We start from the raw sequence: 21,414 nt of genomic DNA, 5'->3' as shown, positions 1-21,414 counted from the left end.
GTTGATGGTCACAGGTGCAGCCCGCACTCGGTCTTGGCGCGGCCCGCCCAGCGGCCGGCGCGTGCGTCCTCGCCCTCGAGGACACGACGGGTGCAGGGGGCGCAGCCGATGGAGGAGTAGCCGTCCATCAGCAGGGGGTTGGTCAGGACGCCGTGCTCGGCGACGTAGGCGTCGACGTCGTCCTGACTCCAGCGGGCGATCGGCGAGATCTTGACCTTCTGGCGCTTGTCGTCCCAGCCGACGACGGGGGTGTCGGCCCGGCTCTCGGACTCGTCGCGGCGCAGTCCGGTCGCCCAGGCCGCGTAGTCCTTGAGGCCTTCCTCCAGCGGCTGGACCTTGCGCAGCTTGCAGCACAGGTCGGGGTTGCGGTCATGCAGCTTGGGGCCGTACTCCGCGTCCTGCTCGGCGACCGTCTGACGCGGGGTCAGGGTGATGAGGTTGACGTCCATCACCGCCTCCACCGCGTCCCTGGTCCCGATCGTCTCCGGGAAGTGATAGCCGGTGTCGAGGAACACCACGTCAACACCGGGCAGCGCACGGGAGGCGAGGTGTGCGACGACCGCGTCCTCCATGGAAGAGGTAACGCAGAAACGGTTACCGAAGGTACGGGCGGCCCACTGGAGAATCTCCAGCGCCGAGGCGTCCTCCAGGTCACGGCCCGCCTGCTCGGCGAGCGCCTTGAGATCGTCGGTCGTGCGCTCTTCCTGAACGGTGTTCATATCTGCTCTCCCCCTGACTCCGTCTGCCGAAGCCCCCGGGCAAGCAGCCCGAGGAACTTCAACTGGAATGCGCGGTTGCACGCCGCGCATTCCCACGCGCCGTGGCCCTGTTCGCTGGGACGAAGGTCCTCGTCGCCGCAGTAGGGGCAGTAGAAGGGAGCCGCGCGCTCGCTCATGAGAGGGACTCCTCACTGGCCCGCGAGGCCCAGGCGGCGAACCGCTCGCCCTCCTCGCGCTCGGCCTCGAAGCGCTTGAGCACGCGCTCCACGTAGTCCGGCAGTTCGTCCGACGTCACCTTCAGACCGCGCACCTTGCGGCCGAAGCCCGCCTCCAGACCGAGCGCGCCGCCCAGGTGCACCTGGAAGCCCTCGACCTGCTCGCCCTGGTCGTTGAGGACCAGCTGCCCCTTGAGACCGATGTCCGCCACCTGGATACGGGCGCAGGCGTTCGGGCAGCCGTTGATGTTGATGGTGATCGGCTCGTCGAAGTCCGGGATACGGCGCTCCAGTTCGTCGATCAGCGCGGAGCCGCGCGCCTTGGTCTCGACGATGGCGAGCTTGCAGTACTCGATGCCGGTGCAGGCCATGGTGCCGCGCCGGAACGGCGAGGGCTTCACCGTGAGGTCCAGCGCCTCCAGGCCCTCGACCAGCGACTCGACCTGCTCCTCGGTGACATCGAGGACGAGCATCTTCTGCTCGGCGGTGGTCCGCACCCGGCCCGAGCCGTGGGCCTCGGCCAGCTCGGCGATCTTCGTCAGCGTGGTGCCGTCCACGCGGCCCACGCGCGGGGCGAAACCGACGTAGAAACGGCCGTCCTTCTGCCGGTGCACACCGACGTGGTCGCGCCAGCGCTCCACGGGCTGGGCGGGCGCCGGGCCGTCGATGAGCTTGCGCTTGAGGTACTCGTCCTCGAGGACCTGGCGGAACTTCTCCACGCCCCAGTCGGCGAGCAGGAACTTCAGCCGGGCGCGGGTGCGCAGCCGCCGGTAGCCGTAGTCGCGGAAGATCGAGACGACGCCCTCGTAGACGTCCGGGACCTCGTCGAGCGGGACCCAGGCGCCGAGGCGCTGACCGATCTTCGGGTTGGTGGACAGCCCGCCGCCGACCCAGACGTCGAAGCCGGGGCCGTGCTCGGGGTGGTTGACGCCGACGAAGGCGACGTCGTTGATCTCGTGCGCCACGTCGAGGAGCGGCGAGCCGGAGACCGCGGACTTGAACTTGCGGGGCAGGTTCGAGAAGTCCTTGTTGCCGACGATCCGGCGGTGGATCTCCTCGATCGCCGGGGTGCCGTCGATGATCTCGTCCTCGGCGATACCGGCGACGGGCGAGCCGAGGATCACACGGGGGGTGTCACCGCAGGCCTCGGTGGTGGACAGGCCGACCGCCTCCAGCCGCTCCCAGATCTCCGGCACGTCCTCGATCCGGATCCAGTGGTACTGGACGTTCTGCCGGTCGGTGATGTCGGCGGTGCCCCGCGCGAACTCCTGCGAGATCTCACCGACCACCCGCAGCTGCTCGGTGGTGAGCCGGCCGCCGTCGATGCGGACGCGCAGCATGAAGTACTCGTCGTCCAGCTCCTCCGGCTCCAGGATCGCGGTCTTGCCGCCGTCGATCCCGGGCTTGCGCTGGGTGTACAGGCCCCACCAGCGCATCCGGCCGCGCAGGTCGTTGGGGTCGATCGAGTCGAAGCCCCGCTTGGAGTAGATCGTCTCAATGCGTGTCCGCACATTGAGACCGTCGTCGTCCTTCTTGAACTGCTCGTTGCCGTTGAGCGGGGTGAAGTGCCCCGCGGCCCACTGGCCCTCACCGCGGTGACGGCTCACCTTGCGGCGGGGAGTCGCGGCGGCAGGGTTCTGCGGGGTGGCGGCCATGGTGGTAGTCCTTCGGACAGGCGGGAAGCGGCTCTGACCTGCGCGCGTACGGCGCATGGGCATACGTGCGCGACATTGCGCGGGAAATCGGATGGAACTGGGGGATGTCGGCGCGGCTGGGCTCTCAGCGGGCCGGACAGATGGCGCTGGACATGCGGCCGAGGTCGACGTGCCGCCGACTCACCAAGGCAATTCCAGTTCCAGACATGATGGAAGCGTGTCACGGCGATCTGGACACAGTCCAGCTTCGTCCATCATGCGGACACCCTTGTCCCGCATCGTGGGACAAGGGTGTCGTCGGTCACATGGCCCGAAACAGCCGGTGTCTGCCCAGGTCAGACAGGGTACGCCGAAGGCCTCAGGCGGGGTGCGCCCCAGGCCAGGGGCCCGGCGCGGCCACCGCCGGCTCCTCCTCGACCTTGGTGTCGAAGAGCTTGAAGCCCCGGCGCTGATAGTTGTCCATCGCGAACTCGCCGTCCTTGCTGCAGGTGTGCAGCCACACCCGCTTCGTCGGCGCCCGCCCCGGCCAGCGGTCTGCGAGATCCCACGCGCGGGCGGTGCCGTACGACAGCAGATACCCGCCGATCCGCCGTCCGCGGAAGGCCGGGATCAGCCCGAAGTGCTCGATCTCGACGACCCCGTCGTCCTGCGGGACCAGCTCCACATACCCCGCGGGCGTGCCCCGGTCGTAGGCGACCCAGGTCTCCACGCCCGGCCGGTCCAGGTGCTCCTGCCACTGCGCGTACGTCCAGCCGAGCAGGTCGGTCCAGCGGATGTCTCCGCCGACGGATGTGTACAGGAAGCGGCTGAACTCGGGGGAGGGGACTTCGGCGCGGACGACTTTCACGTCGCCCTGCGGGGCTTGGGCCGGGAGGAGGTCGGTCGGTGCGGTCTGTTCCAGGGACCAGGTGGTCACGGCGATGTTGGGCATGTCGGCCAGGGAATCATCCGGGTGGGGGAGCTGTCGATCGGCTGCGGGTTCGTTGTGGCTGGTCGCGCCCGCGCGGCGGAGCCGCATATTGATACAGCCCCGCGCCCCTTCGGGGCGCTTCAGCCTAGCGATCTGTCTACTGACGCCAGCGGCAGTGCGAACAGCACTCGGCCCGACTGTGACCAGACTTCCCCCAGCGCCTCCCAGTAGGAGAGGGACGCGGTGTGGGCGCTCCAGCAGCGGTGTGTCTCGTCGGCCCCGCATTCCGTGGCCCGGGCGTCCTCGTCGTTCTGTCGCCACAGCGTGCCGCGCCCGGCTCCCGTGCCGGCCAGGTACCAGTCGGCGCGGGCGGCGCCGGCCTCCTGGTGGGAGAGGACGCCCCCTATGCCGGCCGTCTTCGTCCGGTACGCCTCGTCGGCGTGTACGCGCCCGGCCGGGTCGGTGGCGAGCAGCCCGGTGCGGGCGGGGTCGGTGCTGAGGGAGTAGCGCCACAGGCGGGTGGGCCGGTCGTCGTCCGGGCCGGCCCGTTCGCTCACGGCCAGGCTGTCGGGCGTGGAGCTGCGGTCGAGGGAGATACCACCGAGGCAGGGGATGCCGGTGTCCGTGTCCGAGTCGCAGGCACCGCCGGTCAGGCGGTACGAGGCGACGGCGGGCAGCACCCACCGGTTGCCGTGCGCCGACCAGCCGCCATGCACCCGGCCGACCGCGGCACTGGTGACGGTGGTGCGCTGGACGCGGTCCATGTCGTACACATACAGCGCGGTGCTGTCCCCGCCGTCCGCGGTGACCAGCAGCTTGTCCTGGTACCAGACCATGCCGGACAGCCGCGAGCCGAGGGCGCGGTAGTCACGTCCGCCGTCGACCGGCACGGCGAGCAGCGCCCAGGTGTAGCTGAGCCGGCCCAGGTCGTTCGCGTCGACGAAGGCGACCCGGGCGAGGCCCTGTGCGCCGGCGGCGTCGGATCCGCTCCAGCCGGAGAGGATCGCCCGGTTCCCGCCCCACCAGCCGTCGTCGTCGGCGTCCCCGGAGGAGGTGACCGCACCGGGCTGCCAGCCCAGGGTGTCGGCCTCGTCCCAGCAGTACGCGCGGGTGGCCGCCGGTTCGACGGGCAGTGCCGTGCGCTCGGCGGCCGTGCAGCCCGAGGCGGTGCGCAGGGTGCGGTCGGCGCTGTCGAGGACGGCTCCGACACCGACGGGCTTGCCCATCTCGTCGGCGAGCCGGTCGAGCGTGCGCGCGGGCACGAGGTCTTCCTGGAGCCGGAGCGGGTCGGTGTCCGCGGCGGAGGCGAGCGGCTTCAGCGCTCCGGTCTCCTTGCCGACGTCGGCCTGTGAGGCGCTGACAATGGTGGCGGCCGCGGTCAGCGCGAGGGCGGTTCCGGCGAGGGCAGCGCGCAGCGCCCTGCCCCGATTGCGTCGGCGGTGTCGGCCGCGACTCATCATCCAACCTCCAGACGCGAGCCAACTGCGCCTGTTGGTCCTTGCGTTGACCGAGGAGCAGGTGGGGTGTGGCCCGTACAGGGATGCTACGGCAGTCCGTGGCCGCCCATGACGAAGACCCTGCAATTATGCGGAAGATGCCACCTCTTGTCCCCCTCAGGACACATGAATCGACATCCGTCCCCTGGCCACCGCCGGAGCCGTGGAGTGCGGCAGCACCGCATGCGGATCGTCCGGTAGCACGATGTCGACCTCGGCGTCCTCGCGGAAGCGGTAGGGGCGGTGCTCCAGGAACCCGCCGAGATAGCGGCGTACGCGCGACATCTCGGCGCGGACCGTCACCGTGCGGCCCGGATCGCCGAACAGGTCCTCGGCCAGCCCGGCCGCACTGCGGCCGGTGCGGTGCAGGGCCAGCAGATAGAGCAACTCGGCATGCCGGGGACTCAGTTCATGGGTCCAGGAGCCCGCGCCGCCCGACGCCGTCACCGTCACCGACCAGCGGCGCGGCTGCGTCAGATCCAGCGTGATCCGTGCGCCGCCGTGCGCCACGGGCTCGTCGTCGGCCCGCACCAGCCAGCCCTCGGCCAGCGGCTCCACCGCGCAGAAGCCCAGCGCGGGCATCCACCGGCGGCCCGGCGACAGGGACTTGGGCAGCGCGATCCGGTCCGTGTACGGCATCCCGGTCACCGCGGCCGTCCAGCCGTCCCGGTCCACCACCAGGGCCCGGCCGGCGATCCGGGCCAGCGCCGGCGCCCCGACCGCGCGCAGCCGCTCCAGCGACACCAGGTGCAGTTCGCGCAGCCTGGCCTCGGCGAGCTTGGCCACCGAATCGACCCAGGCGAGCGTGGCCGGATGCATGGTCTCCAAGGGGCCGCTGACGTCGACGACGCCGATCGGGCGGCCGTCCCTGGGGTCGGTGATCGGGGCGCCCGTACACGTCCAGGAGGCGTGCGACCGTACGAAGTGCTCCGCGGCGAAGACCTGTACGGGCCGGCGCACCACCGCCGGTGTGCCCACGCCGTTGGTCCCGACGACGTCCTCGCGCCAGTCGGCGCCGAGTTCGAAGCCGAGTCCGTCGGCCTTGCGGAGCACCGGCGAAGACCCCTCGCGCCACAGCACCCTGCCCTCCGCGTCCGCGACCACCATGATGTGGTGGGCGACGTCCGCGACCGACAACAGCCCTTCCCGCAGCACCGGCAGCACATGCCTGAGCGGCGAGTCCTCCCGGCGCCGCTGGATCTCCTCGGTGTTCAGCAGCCCGGACCTGAAGTCGTGGTCCGGGTCGACACCGCCGCGCAGCATGCGTCCCCACGACTCCCCGATCACCGGGCGCGGGGGCAGGCGGGTGCGCTGCCCGGCGAGGGTCGCGTCCCGGACCTCGCTGAGCACCCGCGCCGCCTGCGCCGCGTCGACGGCGGCGAGTTGGGTCAGGTTCATCGGCGTCCCTTGTTGAATGTTCGTCTTATAGTGCCGTTCACGGCGAGCGGAGGGATGTCCTCCGCACACAGACGTCAACAAGTTGCAACCCCTTGCAACCCTGGTGGTCTGCGCGCGCCCTGACTGAAACTTGAGCAGCGCGTCGCTTTCGGGCGGCGTTCGTGGCCTCGAATGGGCCAATGGCGGGGGTGGTGCCGTGTCGGCGCAGCACCACCCCTGCCTCCGGCGGTTGGGCCGCGTTGCGCCTACGGGGGTGTGGCTCTCGGTTTCGTTGGCGTCTGCGGGGCGGTGGGGGCTGGTCGCGCAGTTCCCCGCGCCCCTGGGTTGGTCAGGTCACCGGCGTTGCCCGGTCCACGATGGCCGCCAGGTCGAGGCTGTGGGGCAGCGTGCCGAACGCCGCGCCGCCGTCGCCGCCCAGGCGTGCGGCGCAGAACGCGTCGGCTACCTCCGGTGGGGCGTGGCGGACCAGGAGGGAGCCCTGGAGTACCAGTGCGAGGCGCTCGGTCAGTCGGCGTGCACGGGCCTCGATGTTCTCCAGGTCGGCAAGTTCCGTCAACAGGTCCTTGATCGCCGCGTCCAGGCGGTGGTCGGCACCGCGTGCCTGACCCACCTCCTGCAGATAGGCGTTGAGGGCCATCGGCTCTCGCTGCAGCGCTCGCAGCACGTCCAGGGCCTGGACGTTGCCCGCGCCCTCCCAGATCGAGTTCAGCGGAGACTCGCGCACCAGACGGGGCATCCCCGACTCCTCGACGTAACCGTTTCCGCCCAGGCACTCGGCAGCCTCCACCGTCACCGGCGTACAGCGCTTCGTCACCCAGTACTTGGCGGCCGGCACCGCCAACCGCAGGAGTGCCAGCTCCTGTTCGCCGCCGTCGTCGTAGGCGGCCGCGAGCCGGAGCGCGAGGGTGGTCGCCGCCTCCGACTCCAGGGCCAGATCGGCCAGTACGTTGCGCATGAGCGGCTTGTCGAGGAGCTTCCCGCCGAACGCCTCGCGGTGGGTGCAGTGATGCACCGCCTGTACGACGGCCTGCCGCATCAGGCCCGCCGAGCCGAGGACGCAGTCGAGCCGGGTCGCGGCCACCATGTCGATGATGGTGCGCACTCCGCGCCCTTCGTCGCCGACCCGGCGTGCCCAGGTCCCGTCGAACTCGACCTCGCTGGAGGCGTTCGACCGGTTGCCCAGCTTGTCCTTGAGCCGCTGGAGGAGAAACACATTGCGGGTGCCGTCCTCCAGCACACGCGGGACGAGAAAGCAGGTCAGGCCCTCCGGAGCCTGCGCCAGCACCAGAAAACCGTCGGACATCGGTGCCGAGCAGAACCACTTGTGCCCGGTCAGCGCATACCTCCCGTCCTCGGCCAGCGGCACGGCGGACGTCGTGTTCGCGCGCACGTCGCTGCCGCCCTGCTTCTCCGTCATGCCCATCCCGAACAGCGCCCCGGCCTTCAACGGCGCCGGGCGCAGCTCACGGTCGTAGATCATGGACGTCAGCCGCGGCTCCCACTCGGCGGCCAGCGCCGGGTCGGTGCGCAGCGCGGGCACCGCCGCATGAGTCATCGACAGCGGGCAGCAGTTGCCCGCGTCGACCTGTGTCCACACCAGGAACGCCGCCGCCCGCCGCAGATGTCCGCCGGGCCGGCCCCAGGCCGCGGTCAGGCCCGCTGAGACGCCCTTGCCGAGCAGCCGGTGCCAGGCCGGATGGAAGTCGACCTCGTCGATACGACGGCCGTAGCGGTCATGGGTGCGCAGCCGGGGCGGATTCTCGTTCGCCTGGACGCCCCACTCCTGCACCTGCGCCGACCCGGCGGTGCGGCCGAGCGCCGCCAGCTCGCCGCGGACCTCGTCGAGGAGGGCGGGGTCGAGGTGCCGTTCGACGGCCTCGGTCAGGGCCTTGTCGGCGCTGTAGACGTCGTATCCGACCAGCGGTGGGGGCTGGTTGGTCACGGTATGGGTATTGCCGGACATGTCTGCGAACCTACCCCTCGGTACGGCGCGGGTCACCACACTGGCACGACGCGCCTCACAGGGGACGGACGCGGTGACCCGGCCGCGCCACCAGGGGATGAGCCCGAGCGTCCCGCGGCGGATACCTTTGGTTCGTGCAGCCAGCAAGTGATTCCTCCGAGACGCCCCCCTCAGGCCGTCTCCACCGGGCTCGTGCCCTCTACCGGAACGTCTCCAAACGCCGGACCGCCTGGCTGTTGCTCAAGGACACCGTCAACTCGTGCATCGAGTACCGGATCCTGGGTCTCGCGGCGGAGGCGGCGTTCTTCACGCTGCTGTCCGTCCCCCCGCTGCTGCTGAGCATGATCGGGCTGCTCGGCTACGTCGACGACTGGACCGGCACCGACACCATCAGCAGCCTGGAGACGAACCTTCTGGAGGCCTCCCGCACGGTCCTGTCGGACAAGGGGGTCTCGCAGATCGCGCAGCCGATCCTGGACGACGTGATGAAGGGCGGCCGTCCCGACGTCATCTCCATCGGCTTCCTGTTCGCGCTGTGGTCGGGATCGCGTGCGGTGAACGTCTTCATAGACACGATCACCGTGATGTACGGCCTCGACGGCGTCCGCGGCATCGTCAAGACACGGCTGGTCGCCTTCGTGCTCTTCCTGGTGGCCCTGGTGATCGGCTCGGTCGCGCTGCCGCTGATGGTGGCGGGCCCGGACGCGGTGCTGAACGTCCTGCCGTGGTCGGAGACCCTCGTGCAGGTGCTGTACTGGCCCGTGGTCATCGTGCTGTCCATCGCGTTCCTGACGACGCTGTACCACGTGTCCGTGCCGGTGCGCTCGCCGTGGATCGAGGACGTGCCGGGCGCCTTGGTGGCCCTCGGGATGTGGGTGCTGGGCAGCTTCCTGCTGCGGATCTACCTGACCAACACGGTCGAGGGCGCCACCATCTACGGCTCGCTGGCCGCCGCCGTCGCCGTGATGCTGTGGATCGGCGTGTCCGCCTTCGCCGTCCTCGTCGGGGCCGCCGTCAACGCCGCCATCGACCGGGTCTGGCCGGCCGCCGCCACCGCCGCGGCCCGCGCCGCCAACGAACGGATGCGCGAGGCCCAGGTCGCCGAGTACGTCGCCCGCGCCGCCGCCCACCGCGGCGACACCGACCCCGACGACCCGGACATGCCGTCCGAGTTCCCCGAACGCTGGTCCCGCTTCCTCCCCCCGGAGGACGTGACCTCACGCCTGCGCACCCATGCGAAGAGCGCGCCGAAGGGGGAGGAGGCGGGGACGCCGGAGGGGCAGTGAGAGCCCGTGTCACACCCCCGGCTCCGAGGTCCGCTCGGCCCCGGTCAGCGTTTCCAGGCGCCGGCCGCCGCTGATTCCCGTACGAACTCCGCGAAGTCCCGCGCCTCGCGCCCCAGCACCTCCCGCACCCCGTCCGTGACATGGGCGTTGCGCCCGTCCAGCAGCCCCTCGAAGACCTCCACCAGGAAGTCCGCCTCCTCGGCCGGGACGCCCATGCCGGTCAGGAACTCCCCGTACGCCCGCGCCGGGACCGGTGTGTACCTCAGCTCGATCCCGGTGGCCGCGGCGATCTCCGCCACCGCATCCCGGAAGCTCAGCAGCCGCGGCCCCGTCAGCTCCAGCGTCCGCCCCGCATACAGCGACCCGGACGTCAGCACGGCCGCGACCACGTCCCCGATGTCCCGCACGTCCAGGAACGGCTCGGGCACCTCACCGGCCGGGAACACCAGCTCGCCCGTCTGCACCAGCCCCTCCACCAGCGGCCCCTCGCTGAAGTTCTGCGCGAACCACGTACACCGCACGATCGTCCAGTCCGCCCCCGACGACTTCAGCGCCTCCTCGGTCGCCCGTGCCTGCTCCTCGCCGCGCGCCGACAGCAGCACCAGGTGCCGTACGCCGAGCCCCACCGCCTCCCGGGCGAGCGCGCCGATGCCCTCGGCCGCCGCCGGGGAGCCGACGTCGGACGGGTACATCAGATACGCCGCGTCGGCGTCCCGCAGGGTGTCCGCCCACGTCGTCGGGTCCTCCCAGTCGAAACCCCGGGCGCGCGAGGCCGCGCGCACGCTCAGGCCGGCGCCCCGCAGGGAGTCGGCGACCCGGCTGCCGGTCCGCCCGGAGGCGCCGGTCACCACAACCGTCATGTTCTGCGTGTTCTCCGTCATGCCTCCAGCCAACGGCAGCGCGCGCCAACAGCCCATCGCTGAACGGCTCATTCCCATACGTGCGCGTCTACGCTGGCCTCATGGACGCTCTCGCAGGCCTTCTCGAGGGTCCACGTGCGCGTGGCGCCTTCATGATCCGTGCGTGCTTCGAGCCGCCGTGGGCGATCCGCATCGAGGACCGCGCCCCGCTCACGGTGATGCTGATGGTCCGCGGCGCCGCCTGGATCCTGCCGGACACGGGGGAGCCGGTTCGCCTGACGCCCGGCGACCTGGCGATCGCCCGCGGCCCGGACCCGTACACCTGCGCCGACGCCCCCGGCACCGCCCCGCAGGCCCTCATCCTGCCGGGCCAGGAGTGCCGCTACCCCGACGGCCGCTCCCTGAACGGCTCCATGGACCTCGGCGTCCGCACCTGGGGCGACCGGCTCGACGGCTCCGCGGTGATGCTGATCGGCACCTACCCGATGCAGGGCGAGATCAGCGGCCGGCTCCTTGACGCGCTGCCGCCGCTGATCACCCTCACCTCCGATGTGTGGCAGTGCCCGCTCACCCCGCTGCTCATGGAGGAGATCGTCCGCGACGAACCGGGCCAGGAGGTCGTCCTGGACCGCCTTCTCGACCTGCTGGTCATCGCCGCGCTGCGGGCCTGGTTCTCCCGCCCCGACGCGGAGGCCCCCGCCTGGTACCGGGCCCTGGCCGACCCCGTAGTCGGCCGCGTCCTCCGCCTCGTCCAGGACGACCCGGCCCACCCCTGGACGGTCGCCTCCCTCGCCGCCAAGGCCGGCGTCTCCCGGGCCGCCCTCGCCCGCCGCTTCACCGACCTCGTGGGCGAACCCCCGATGTCCTACCTCACCGGCTGGCGCCTCGCCCTCGCCGCGGACCGCCTCCGCACCACCGACGACACCATCGCCGCCATCGCCCGCCACGTCGGCTACGGCAGCGCGTTCGCCCTGTCCAGCGCCTTCAAGAGGGTGTATGGCGTGAGTCCGCAGGAGCATCGCACGCGGGTGACGTCGTAGCCTTTCGTACGTGTACACCGAGCGGGCGTCCCGGCTGCCGGGCGCGGTCGTGTGGCGCCGGACCATCGAGGACCCTGTCGTCCGGCCCGTACTGCCCGACGGCTGCATGGACCTGCTGTGGAACGAGGGTCGGCTGCTCGTCGCGGGACCCGACACCCAGGCATACGTTCCCCAGGGCGGCCCGCGCCACTGGGCGGGCGTCCGCTTCTACCCCGGCACCGCGCCCGCGTTCCTCGGCGTCCCCGCACACGAACTGCGGGACCGGCGCGTGGAGTTGGCCGACCTGTGGCCGGCCACGGAGGTACGACGCCTGCGCGGCCGTATCGAGGCGGCCGCGGACCCCATGACGGCGCTGGAGGACGTGGCGTTGCAGCGGGCCGCCGACACCGACCCGCCCGACCCGCTGCTCCTTCGGGTCGTCGCGGCACTCGACACCGGCCGCCCGGTCGCCGCCACCGCCGACGAACTCGGACTCAGCGCCCGCCAGTTGCACCGCCGCGCTTTGGTCGCCTTCGGTTACGGCCCCAAGACGCTCGCCCGGGTCCTGCGCCTGCAACGCGCGTTGGCGCTGGCGCGTGATGGGGTTCCCCTCGCCGAGACGGCGGTACGGGCGGGCTTCGCCGACCAGGCACATCTCGCGCGGGATGTGCGGGAGTTGGCGGGCATGCCGCTCAGCCAACTACTGGGACGGTGACGACCCTAGGGGGCGCGCTGCCGAACCGTCACAGGGGGGAGAACAGGTCGACCCCGTGTCCGTCCGGGTCGTGTACCACCGCGTACCGCTGGCCCCATTCGGCGTCCCACGGCTTGTGTCCGCCCTCGTACCCGGCACTTACCAGGTCCTCGTACACCCGGTCCACCTCACCCGGGCTGTCGCACAGCAGCGCCAGCGAATGCCGGCCACCACCGGCCGGAGGCTGCCACCCGGCGACAATCGACCGGACCATCTCCTCGGTGTCCAGCATCAGCCGCAGCCCGCCGGGCAGTTGGGCCTCGGCGTGCGGTCCGTTCTCGGCCCCCTCGGGGAAGGCGAAGCCGACTCGGCGGTAGAAGGCGACAGAGGCAGCCATATCGGCGACGATCAGGCCGATCGCATCGAATCGTGGAGTCATGCGACCACCGTAGGCAGCGCAGCGACGGGGGTCTTGAAAGAATCGGACACAGCAGCGCCCCGAAAGGGGCGCGGGGAACTGCGCGACAAGCCCCCACCGGCCCGCAGGCGATCGACTACGCACCCCTCACTCATGAGTGAGGCTGCCATCCAAGGGATCCATCGTCGGATGCATCTTCATCGGCCCGTACTCGTCCACGTCCGACGCCCGCGGCATCTCCGGCCCGTCCGCACCCGTGCGGAGCAACCGCTCCACCCGGCAGATCCGGAAGACCTGGCCGTCCACCTCGAACTCGTCGGCGTGGCCGAGCGCCCGGTACTCCTCGGCCGCCCGCGCGTACCGGGCCTTCTTGGTGTCGTCGAACTGGTACAGCATGGCCCAGATCTCGGCCATCCCGTCATAGAGCACGCGCCGCGCGTCATGCGGCGTGGGCTGCAGCGTGCTGCGCGGATGCCAGCCGTCGCCACCGCGCTCGACCACACCGAAACCCGTGGGCAGCAGCACGAGTTCGGGATGTGTGGTGACCGCCCGCTCGGAATCCGCGCGCACGTCGGCGGGGAAGCGGGAGCCCCGGTACGCGAAGTCCCGCAGCCCCAGCGTCAGCGCGCCCGCGGACGGCCCGTCCAGGTGCTCCGGATCGAGGACGAACTCCACGTCCAGGGGCGTGTGGCGCGTCTGCCGATCCCACGACCGCTCCACCGGCTCCCGGTCGGTGGGCCGGGGCGGCTCCAGACCGTCGTCCCCCATCCGCGCGAACTCGTCCCCGCGCACCACCCGGTACCGCACCCCGCACGCCGTCACCTCGTCCGCCGGCTCCCGCTCCAACACCTCCACCGCCGCCAGCAGTTCACGCCGTACGGCCGGATCGTCGGTGTCGTCCTTCGCGGTGAAGAACAGATGCGACTGCAGCCCGTCCCGCGCCACCTGAGGCATCCCGTCCACCAGCGGCTTCACCACCCGCCACTGGGGCCCCACGGCCGGGTCCTGCGCCGCGATCCCGAACACCGGCCCGCGCAGGGCGATGCGGGGATACCGCACAGTAGCCTCCATCGCGTCGGCCTCCCGCACCCAGGCGGCGGGGTCGTCACGACGGACCAACTCCTCCTGGAGGGCGTCGATTCGTTGCTGCCAGTCATCAGTCATACACGCATTGTCGCGGTCGATCGGTATGCGCAGAGGCCGTTCCGATGCAACAACCGTGATGGTTGACTCACCGGACCGGGGCCGTGCTCTCCCGCTGCACCAACCGCGTGGACAGTTCCGTGCGGGTGCTCTCCGGCCGGTCGCCCTCCATCATGCGGACCAGCAGCCGCAGGGCCGTCGCCGCCATCTCCGACAGCGGCTGGCGAATCGTGGTGAGGGCCGGCGTGGTCCAGCGGGCCTCGGGCAGATCGTCGAAACCGACGACACTCAGGTCGTACGGCACGCTCAACCCCCGCTCGGCCAGGGCCTCGTAGACACCCAGGGCCATCCGGTCCGAGCACACGAAGACCGCGGTGGGCGGCTCGGGCAGGTCGAGGAGTTCCAGCGTGCGGCGGCGGGCCGCGCCCTGGTCGAAGCCGGCGTGCCGGACGTACTCCGGCCGCTGCCGTATCCCCGCCGTCACGAGCGCCGAGCGATAGCCGGCGATCCGCGCGCTGCTGCACATCGTGTGCGTGCCGCCGGCGACCACGGCGATGCGCTCGTGGCCCAGCGACAGCAGATGCTCGGTCGCCGTCACCCCGCCGTGCCAGTTCGCCGCGCCCACCGACACCACGCCGGGCGGCGGATCGAGGACCGGGTCGATCAGCACGTACGGGATGCGGTGCTGCTCCAGCCACGCGTGCTGGGACGGCGTCAGCTCCGCCAGGTTGAACAGCACGCCCGACGAACCGCGTGCGGTGAGCTTGTCGAGCCAGCCGCGCTCCGGACGGCCGACCCGCGTCCGGTTCGGACCGGCCGACACGACCACTTCCAGACCGGCGTCGTGGGCCGCCGCCTCCACCCCGTGCAGCACCGCACCCGACCAGGAACTCTCCAGCGAGTGCAGCACCAGGTCGACCATCCCGGACACCCTCGCGGTGTCGAACCTCGGTCTGCGCACATAACCGAGCCGGTCCAGCGCCTCGGTGACCCGGCGGCGGGTCTCGGGTGCCACGTCCTCCCGGCCGTTGACGACCTTGGACGCGGTCGGCACGGACACGCCCGCCTCCCGGGCGACCACGGCCAGCGTCGGCCCGGCCGCCACGCTCGCACTCCCTGTACGGCCCATCGGACCCACCTCTCCGGCCCGCCCGCGGGGCCATGAAAGTTTCGACCAGCGCAGAAACAGTCGGCGCGAAATAGTAAGCGCTTCCTACCCTAGGTTCACCACAGTTCGGCGGGAAGAGGCCGGACTTCGGCGTGATCCGACGGGCCTGGGCTTTCGAAACTTCGAACGGAGTCAGCGGTCAGCCGGGGACCGCGTATGGCAGTTGGGTCACTTGAGGGCTCCCAAGGTGACGCCGGTCCGCCAGTAGCGGCGCATCGCGACCATCATGATCGCCATCGGGACGATGGACAGCAGGGCACCGGTCAGCACCAGGCTGGTCAGGTCGACGCCGGACTCCAGGCGTTTCCCGGACCAGTTGTAGAGGCCCAGGTTGAGGGTCCAGTTCTCCTCGCCGCGCAGCACGGTGAGGGGGAGGAAGAAGGCGTTCCAGGTGTTCACGAAGGCGAGCAGGAACACCGTGGCCCCGCCCGTCGTCATCATGCGCAGCACGATGCTGAAGAAGATCCGCAGCTCGCCGGCGCCGTCGATGCGGGCGGCTTCGAGGAGTTCGTAGGGGATGGTCGCTTCGGTGTACACCTTGGCCAGATAGACGCTGAAGGGATTGATCAGGCAGGGGATCAGCATCGCCCAGGGCGTGTCGACCAGCCCGATCTCCGAGAACAGCAGGTACAGCGGCAGGGTGAGCAGGGCGATCGGGATCAGGAACGAGCCGACCACCGCCGCGAACACCAGATTGCGCCCGGGGAACTCGAAGCGGGCCAGTCCGTAGCCCGTGGCCAGCGCGAGCAGCGTGCCGCCGAGCGAGCCGAGGCCCGCGTACAGGAACGAGTTGGCCGTCCAGCGCAGGAAGATGCCGTCCTCGTAGGTGAACAGCTGCTCCAGGTTGTCCCACAGGTGCCAGCCCGAGAACCACAGGCCGTTCGACTGGTACAGGCCCGTGCGGTCCTTCGTCGAGGCGACGATCAGCCACCACACCGGGAACAGGCTGTACATGCTGGCCAGGATCAGCCCGACGAGCAGAAACCGCTGGCCGCCACGGGAGCGGGCGGCGGAGTCCGGCCGGTTCAGGCGCCGGACGGGACGGCCCGCCGACTCCTTCGTGTCCTTCATGGCCTTGTCCGTCAGCACCATCAGTCCACCTCCCTCGAGGTCAGCTTGTAGAAGAGGAAGGAGGCGACACCGAGGATCAGGGCGAGCAGCACCGACAGCGTCGCGGCGTAGTGGTAGTTGCCGGCGTTGAACGCCTGGTTGTAGATGATCATGATCGGGGTGAAGGTGTCGCTGACCGTCTGCGGGGTGACGTTCCGGAACAGCGCGGGCTCGTTGAAGATCTGCAGCATCTGGATGATCGACAGCATGCCGGTCAGGACCAGCGCGCCCCTCACGAACGGGATCTTGATGCTGCGCGCGATCCGCCACTCGGAGGCACCGTCGAGCCGCGCCGCCTCGAACAGCTCACGGGGTACGCCCTGGAGCGCCGAGTAGATGATCACCATGTTGTAGCCGATGCCGTGCCAGGTCAGCAGGTTGCCGATGGCCGGCCAGACCATCGACGGGGCGAAGAAGTTCCAGTCGAAGCCGAAGAGTTCGCCGAGCGGGGTGAGCGGGCCGACCTCGGGGCTGTAGAGGTTGATCCAGACGATGGCCGCGACCACGCCGGGGATCATGTACGGCACCAGCAGCAGGATCCGGAACCGGCCGGCCACCTTCGAGGTGAGCGCGTCCAGGAGCAGCGCCAGCGCCAGGCTGATCAGCAGCATCACCGGGATCTGCACGCAGGCGAACAGCATCACCCGCAGTACGGACCCCATGAACGCCGAGTCGGTCAGACCCTGCCGGTAGTTGTCGAAGCCGGCGAACTGCTCGGTGGCGCCGCCGAGCCCGAGCCCGGACTGCTGCTCGCGATAGAGCGACTGGTAGACGGCGTAACCGATGGGGAGCAGGTACAGGAAGACGAAGCCGAGCTGGAAGGGGACCGTGAACGCGGCACCCTTCCAGCGCTGGGAGCGAATCATGTGGAAGTGCCTCAGCCCTTGACGCTGATACCGCGGGACTTCAGATCCTTGACCGTCCACTCCTGCATGTGCGCGAGCAGATCGGTGACCTTCTGCTCCTTGCTGACGACCTTGGCCCAGCCGGCCTGCATCTCCGTGAACATGGCCGTCCAGTTCGGGCCGAAAGTCCAGTCGGTGGTGACGGTGCCCAGGCTGTCCTTGACGACCTTCTGCGCAGGCGCGTAGTTCGTGCCGAGCAGCTTCTCGGAGATCGCTTCGGGGACGTACGTGTCACTGTCGGCCAGGGCCGGCATCACGCCGTTCCCGGTCTCCGGGCTCGCCATCGTCTTCACCGCGGTGGTGTCGGTGGACATCCACAGAGCCGCCTCCGCGGCCTGCTGCCGGCTCTCGCAGTCCTCGGTCACCAGGGTCACGCTGGCGGTCAGATTGGTGCCCGCCGGGGTCTTGGCCGCCTCACCCTTGAACGTCGGCCACGGCGAGAGCGCCCAGTCGCCGAACGACTTGGTGAAGTTCTGCACCATGCCGGCCATCTGCCAGGTCGAGATCTGCCGGGTCGCGGTGGAGCCGTTGTCGTAATTGCGCTGCACGGCCGCGTAGTCGGCGAAGGACAGCTTCGAGTTGAGGTCGTTGTCGATGACCTCCTGGATCACCTTCGCGGCCTTCAGCGTCCCCGCGTCCTGGAAGTCCACCTTCCAGGCGTCGCCGTCGATCGAGTACCAGTGCGCCCCGGCCTGCATCGCCAGCACCTCCAGGGTGCTCGGGTCCTCACCGGCGTAGTTGGTGATCTTGACGTTGTGCTTCTTCAGCTCCTTGCCCGCGGCGATGAAGTCGTCCCAGGTCGCCGGGGGCTCGATGCCGTACTTCTCGAAGATGTCGGTGCGGTAGATCGTGAAGTTCGGCGAGGAGCTGGTGGGGACGCCGTAGAACTTGCCCTGCACCTGAGCGGTCGTCCAGGCCCCAGGATTGAACTTGCCTTTTTCACCCTCGACATACTCCGTGATGTCGGCGAGCGCGCCCTGGGACACCCAACTCGTCACGTACTCGCCGGTGTTCTGCACCAGACAGGGCGCGTTCCCCGCCTTGACCGCGTTGGTCAGCTGCTTCTGCATCGTCAACTGGTCGGTGACCTTGGTGTACTTGAGCTGGACGTCCTTGTGACTGGCGTTGAACGCCTTGACGACGGCCTCCTGGCCGTTGGCCCAGCCCCAGAAGTCCAGGGTGACCGGACCCGAGGAGTCCTCCCCGGAGCCGGAGCCGGACCCACCGCAGGCCGAGAGCAGACCTGCGAGGGCGAGACCCGCGACGGCGGCGGAGGCGAACCTTCTCCGGGGAATGGTGAAGTTCATCTGACCGTGATCCTTCGGATGAGGGCGTTCTTGCGGAACGGCGGCGGCTCGGTGGGCTGGCCAGGAACGGCGGCCGGAAACCGGCGGCTCGCGGTTGCGGGGGGTCGGCCAAGCGGAAGCTGTAGTAAGCGGTTGCAGGGACGGTAGGCCGACGCCCGCGCGCATAGCAAGAGGGGTGCGGAACTTTTGTTACGCGGGTAGGTCCAGGAAGTTATGCGTGGACGCATGCCCGGCGATCACGAACAAGAGGGCAAATGACCAGCTCAGCGGCGGTACACCCTGCCCTCGAACGACCGTCGACAACGTTCTCGAAGCCCCCGCCCCCGACCCGGCAAAGCCTTCGGAAAACGCTTACGTAACGAACACCAATCCATCCTCCGTCAGTCGCGCCGAGCGGGCGGCTGCACGGAGTTGCGTACGACGACATGGGTGCCCAGCACCAGATGGTCGCCGTCGCTGCCCTTGCCGCGGCCGGTGTTGCCCTCGCGCCGGTCGGCCACCGCCCGTAGGGCGACGCGGCCCATCTCCTCGTACGGCACGTGCACGGTGGTCAGTTGGGGCGTGAGCTGGGAGGCGAGCGGGATGTCGTCGTAGCCGACGATCGACACGTCCTCGGGAACCCTGAGCCCGGCCGCGCGCAGGGCCTGCATGGCGCCCGCGGCGAGCACATCGGTCCCGGCGAGCACGGCCGTGAAGTCCGGCCCGTCTCGCAGGCTTGCCTCCACGGCCCCGTACCCGTGCTGGTAGTCGTACGGGCCGTACCGCACCATGCCCGGATCGAAGGGCACGCCGTACGCCTCGAAGGCGCGCTGGGCCCCCTTCAACCGGCCCCGGGCGGTGCTGAATTCGGCGTCGCCGGGCAGGACGAGGACCTTGCGGTGACCGGCCGACAGCAGATGGCTCGCCATCGCGTAGGCGCCGCCCTCGTTGTCGTAGTCGACCGTAGTCGCCGGCACGTCGCCCTCCAGGGACGGCCGGCCCACCAGGACGAGATGGGAACCGGCCGCGTCGAGAGAGCGGGCAAAACGGGCCATCCGCAGCTGGTACTCGTCGTGGTCATAGGCACCGCCGAGCAGGACCACCGCGGCGACGCCCTGCTGGCGCATGAGGTTGACCAGGGCGAGTTCCCGCTCGGGGTCGTTCCCGGTGGTGCCGACCAGGGAGAGCCAGCCCCGGAGCGTGGCGGCGCCCTCGACGCCCTTGGCCACGTGGGCGAACGCCGCACCGGTGATGTTGTCGATCAGGATCGCCACCGTGGGCGTACCACCGCCGGCCAGCGAACGGGCGTGGGCGTTGGTGACGTAGTCCAGGTCCCGGACGACCTTCATCACACGACGCCGCAGATCCTCCGACACCGGGTAGTTGCCGGACAGAACGCGCGACACACTCGCGACCGAAACACCCGCCCGCTCCGCCACGTCCCGGATGGTGGCCCGACCGACGTCAGAAGACGCCCTGCGCTGACTCACCCCTGCGGCTCCTTCACCGTCATAACCCCGTCCCACCCACGCCCAGCACCTGCCAGACACCGGTACAGAAACCGTATCCCATGCCTACTCCGGCCCACTGAGCCTGCGCCCAACCCCGGGCAAGGGCCCACCAACCCCCACTGGTCCCACGCGCCGGCCGCGAGGGAGCCGCAGGGGGCGCGCCGGTGTCGAGACGGCGAACGCGCGGAGGCGCGAAGCGTCGAGCACGATCGCCGTCTCGACACCGGCATTAAGCGCCCCCGGAGGCGACCGAGCCAGATATTCGGCACGCCAGCTGCAAGGCTGCTCGGCGTGAAGGTGCCGTCGCTTGCAAGGCTGCTCGGCGTGATCGTGCCGTCGCCTGCAGGGCTCTCGGCGTGAAGGTGCCGTCGCCTGCAAGGCTGCTCGGCGTGATCGCGCCGCCGCCTGCAGGGTGTCTCGGCGGGAACGCACCGCCCCCGCAAGGTTCTCGGCGCCAATGCACCGCCCCCCGCAAGGTTCTCGGCGCCAATCCACCGCCCCCGCAAGACCGCACCCCCCACCCCCAACCCCCCACCCCCAACCCCCCACCCTCAAGCCACCCGCCCCAAATCCCCCACCCGCACCTCATGCACCAACGCATCCCCCCCACCCACCCTCTCCATCTCCTCCACCACAATCCGCCCCAGCCGCTCCAACTCGTTCCCGAGCGACCCGGCGATGTGCGGCGTGAGGAACACGTTGGGCAGTCGGTACAGCGGCGATCCAGCCGGAAGCGGCTCTGGCTCCGTGACATCGAGGATCGCGTGCAGCCGGCCGGAGACCAGCTCGTCGGTGAGTGCGTCGTGGTCGACCAGGGCGCCGCGCGAGGTGTTGATCAGTACGCCGCCGTCCCGGATGAGGGCGAGCCGGTCGCCGTCGAGCATCCGGTAGGTCTCGGGGATGTCGGGGGCGTGCAGGCTGACGATGTCGCTGTGCCGCAGGAGGTCCTCCAACGACAGTAGCTGGGCCCCGAGTTCGGCGGCCTCGGCGGGGCTGACGTACGGGTCGTGCAGCAACACGGTGAAGTCGAAGGGCCGCAGCAGCTCCAGCAGCCGTCTGCCCACGCGCGAGGCGCCGATGACGCCGATCCGGCGGCCGACGTTGCCGGTGGAGGCGGTCTCCTCGTTGGTCGGGTAGGTGTGCGTGGCGCGGAAGCGCTCGCGGTGCGTGAACGTGTCCTTCCCGGCGAGCAGGATCATCGCGAGCGTGTACTCCGCGACCGGCAGCGCGTTGCCGGTCACCGCGCTGGAGACGGTGACGCCGTGCTTCCACAGGGCGTCACCGATCAGCGAACGGACCGAGCCCGCCGCGTGCAGGACGGTGCGCAGTTCGGGCGCGGCCACGAGGGCGTCGGCGTCCAGGTGGGGGCAGCCCCAGCCGGTGATCAGCACCTCGGCCCGGGTGAGGGCGCCGGCTGTCCTTGGGTCGGTGAGGTCCTGCACGACGAGGGCGGGGTCGATGTCGGACGCCTGCTTCAGCCGGGCCATCAGCGGCGGAGGGAAAAGCAGGGGGAGGTGCACCGGATCCATCGCGAACACGGCCCTCGGCGGGTGCGGGCTGGGCATGACTCTCCTGACATGCTGATAGAAACGTTTTCAGAAAGCGCCTTCTACGGTAGATCTGCCGAGAACGGCGGGTCAATCAGTTGGACGCACTGG

General features: G+C 70.2%; 20 protein-coding genes. 3 read left to right on the top strand and 17 right to left on the bottom strand.

The window, feature by feature from the left end:
• Positions 1-8 precede the first annotated feature (8 nt).
• The 8 genes from OG828_RS12415 to OG828_RS12380 form a co-directional block, all read right to left on the bottom strand.
• Positions 9-719, bottom strand: coding sequence for a phosphoadenylyl-sulfate reductase (locus OG828_RS12415; protein ID WP_328437921.1), 711 nt, complete (start codon positions 717-719; stop codon positions 9-11).
• Positions 716-895 carry a hypothetical protein gene (locus OG828_RS12410; protein WP_210579381.1) on the bottom strand — a complete coding sequence of 60 codons (180 nt, stop codon included), beginning with the start codon at positions 893-895 and terminating at the stop codon, positions 716-718. Before OG828_RS12410 ends, OG828_RS12415 begins: the two co-directional genes overlap by 4 nt.
• Positions 892-2,589: a nitrite/sulfite reductase gene (locus OG828_RS12405; protein WP_328354317.1), complete on the bottom strand. Its 1,698-nt coding sequence runs from the start codon at positions 2,587-2,589 to the stop codon at positions 892-894. The genes OG828_RS12410 and OG828_RS12405 overlap by 4 nt, the downstream gene beginning before the upstream one ends.
• 124 nt (positions 2,590-2,713) lie before the next feature.
• Complete coding sequence (locus OG828_RS12400) at positions 2,714-2,797, bottom strand: putative leader peptide (RefSeq protein ID WP_310591794.1); 84 nt, start codon at positions 2,795-2,797, stop codon at positions 2,714-2,716.
• Positions 2,798-2,947: 150 nt separating this feature from the next.
• Positions 2,948-3,520, bottom strand: a complete 573-nt coding sequence (locus OG828_RS12395) for a GNAT family N-acetyltransferase (protein WP_328501160.1) — start codon at positions 3,518-3,520, stop codon at positions 2,948-2,950.
• A 119-nt stretch (positions 3,521-3,639) separates the two neighbouring features.
• Positions 3,640-4,959: a hypothetical protein gene (locus OG828_RS12390; protein ID WP_328501159.1), complete on the bottom strand. Its 1,320-nt coding sequence runs from the start codon at positions 4,957-4,959 to the stop codon at positions 3,640-3,642.
• 153 nt (positions 4,960-5,112) lie between these two features.
• Positions 5,113-6,393 carry a GAF domain-containing protein gene (locus OG828_RS12385; protein WP_328501158.1) on the bottom strand — a complete coding sequence of 427 codons (1,281 nt, stop codon included), beginning with the start codon at positions 6,391-6,393 and terminating at the stop codon, positions 5,113-5,115.
• A gap of 328 nt (positions 6,394-6,721) precedes the next feature.
• A complete protein-coding gene (locus OG828_RS12380) occupies positions 6,722-8,356 on the bottom strand; it encodes an acyl-CoA dehydrogenase family protein (protein ID WP_328501157.1) in 1,635 nt (544 codons plus the stop codon).
• 134 nt (positions 8,357-8,490) lie between these two features.
• Here OG828_RS12380 and OG828_RS12375 point away from each other — a divergent pair, with 134 nt between their 5' ends.
• A complete protein-coding gene (locus OG828_RS12375) occupies positions 8,491-9,642 on the top strand; it encodes a YihY/virulence factor BrkB family protein (protein ID WP_328354303.1) in 1,152 nt (383 codons plus the stop codon).
• Positions 9,643-9,686: 44 nt separating this feature from the next.
• On the opposite strand, the gene OG828_RS12370 is transcribed toward OG828_RS12375, so the two are convergent.
• Positions 9,687-10,523, bottom strand: coding sequence for an NmrA family NAD(P)-binding protein (locus tag OG828_RS12370; RefSeq protein ID WP_328501156.1), 837 nt, complete (start codon positions 10,521-10,523; stop codon positions 9,687-9,689).
• A gap of 80 nt (positions 10,524-10,603) precedes the next feature.
• Between OG828_RS12370 and OG828_RS12365 the strand changes: the two genes are divergently transcribed.
• Both OG828_RS12365 and OG828_RS12360 read left to right on the top strand, forming a co-directional pair.
• The gene (locus OG828_RS12365; RefSeq protein WP_328501155.1) at positions 10,604-11,542 is read left to right on the top strand and encodes an AraC family transcriptional regulator; all 939 of its coding nucleotides are present in this window, start codon (positions 10,604-10,606) and stop codon (positions 11,540-11,542) included.
• A gap of 10 nt (positions 11,543-11,552) precedes the next feature.
• Positions 11,553-12,236 (top strand): helix-turn-helix transcriptional regulator, encoded by a 684-nt coding sequence (locus OG828_RS12360; protein WP_328501154.1) that lies wholly within the window; start codon positions 11,553-11,555, stop codon positions 12,234-12,236.
• Between the two features lie 28 nt (positions 12,237-12,264).
• On the opposite strand, the gene OG828_RS12355 is transcribed toward OG828_RS12360, so the two are convergent.
• The 8 genes from OG828_RS12355 to OG828_RS12320 form a co-directional block, all read right to left on the bottom strand.
• Positions 12,265-12,654 (bottom strand): VOC family protein, encoded by a 390-nt coding sequence (locus OG828_RS12355; protein WP_328501153.1) that lies wholly within the window; start codon positions 12,652-12,654, stop codon positions 12,265-12,267.
• A 126-nt stretch (positions 12,655-12,780) separates the two neighbouring features.
• Positions 12,781-13,797, bottom strand: a complete 1,017-nt coding sequence (locus OG828_RS12350) for a DUF5954 family protein (protein ID WP_328501152.1) — start codon at positions 13,795-13,797, stop codon at positions 12,781-12,783.
• A gap of 67 nt (positions 13,798-13,864) precedes the next feature.
• Entirely contained in the window at positions 13,865-14,905 is a 1,041-nt protein-coding gene (locus OG828_RS12345) for a LacI family DNA-binding transcriptional regulator (RefSeq protein WP_328354285.1), read from the bottom strand.
• Between the two features lie 207 nt (positions 14,906-15,112).
• The gene (locus OG828_RS12340; RefSeq protein WP_328354282.1) at positions 15,113-16,036 is read right to left on the bottom strand and encodes a carbohydrate ABC transporter permease; all 924 of its coding nucleotides are present in this window, start codon (positions 16,034-16,036) and stop codon (positions 15,113-15,115) included.
• Positions 16,036-16,920 (bottom strand): carbohydrate ABC transporter permease, encoded by an 885-nt coding sequence (locus OG828_RS12335; protein ID WP_328437910.1) that lies wholly within the window; start codon positions 16,918-16,920, stop codon positions 16,036-16,038. Before OG828_RS12335 ends, OG828_RS12340 begins: the two co-directional genes overlap by 1 nt.
• Positions 16,921-16,931: 11 nt before the next feature.
• Complete coding sequence (locus OG828_RS12330) at positions 16,932-18,266, bottom strand: ABC transporter substrate-binding protein (RefSeq protein ID WP_328501151.1); 1,335 nt, start codon at positions 18,264-18,266, stop codon at positions 16,932-16,934.
• A gap of 380 nt (positions 18,267-18,646) precedes the next feature.
• The gene (locus tag OG828_RS12325; protein ID WP_328501150.1) at positions 18,647-19,735 is read right to left on the bottom strand and encodes a LacI family DNA-binding transcriptional regulator; all 1,089 of its coding nucleotides are present in this window, start codon (positions 19,733-19,735) and stop codon (positions 18,647-18,649) included.
• Between the two features lie 572 nt (positions 19,736-20,307).
• Complete coding sequence (locus OG828_RS12320; protein WP_328501149.1) at positions 20,308-21,321, bottom strand: hydroxyacid dehydrogenase; 1,014 nt, start codon at positions 21,319-21,321, stop codon at positions 20,308-20,310.
• Positions 21,322-21,414 lie beyond the last annotated feature (93 nt).

It is taken from the genome of Streptomyces sp. NBC_00457, from assembly GCF_036014015.1.
GTDB lineage: Bacteria > Actinomycetota > Actinomycetes > Streptomycetales > Streptomycetaceae > Streptomyces.
The sequence above is the reverse complement of the archived record's forward strand: the minus strand, read 5'-3'. Positions and strand labels throughout refer to the sequence as shown.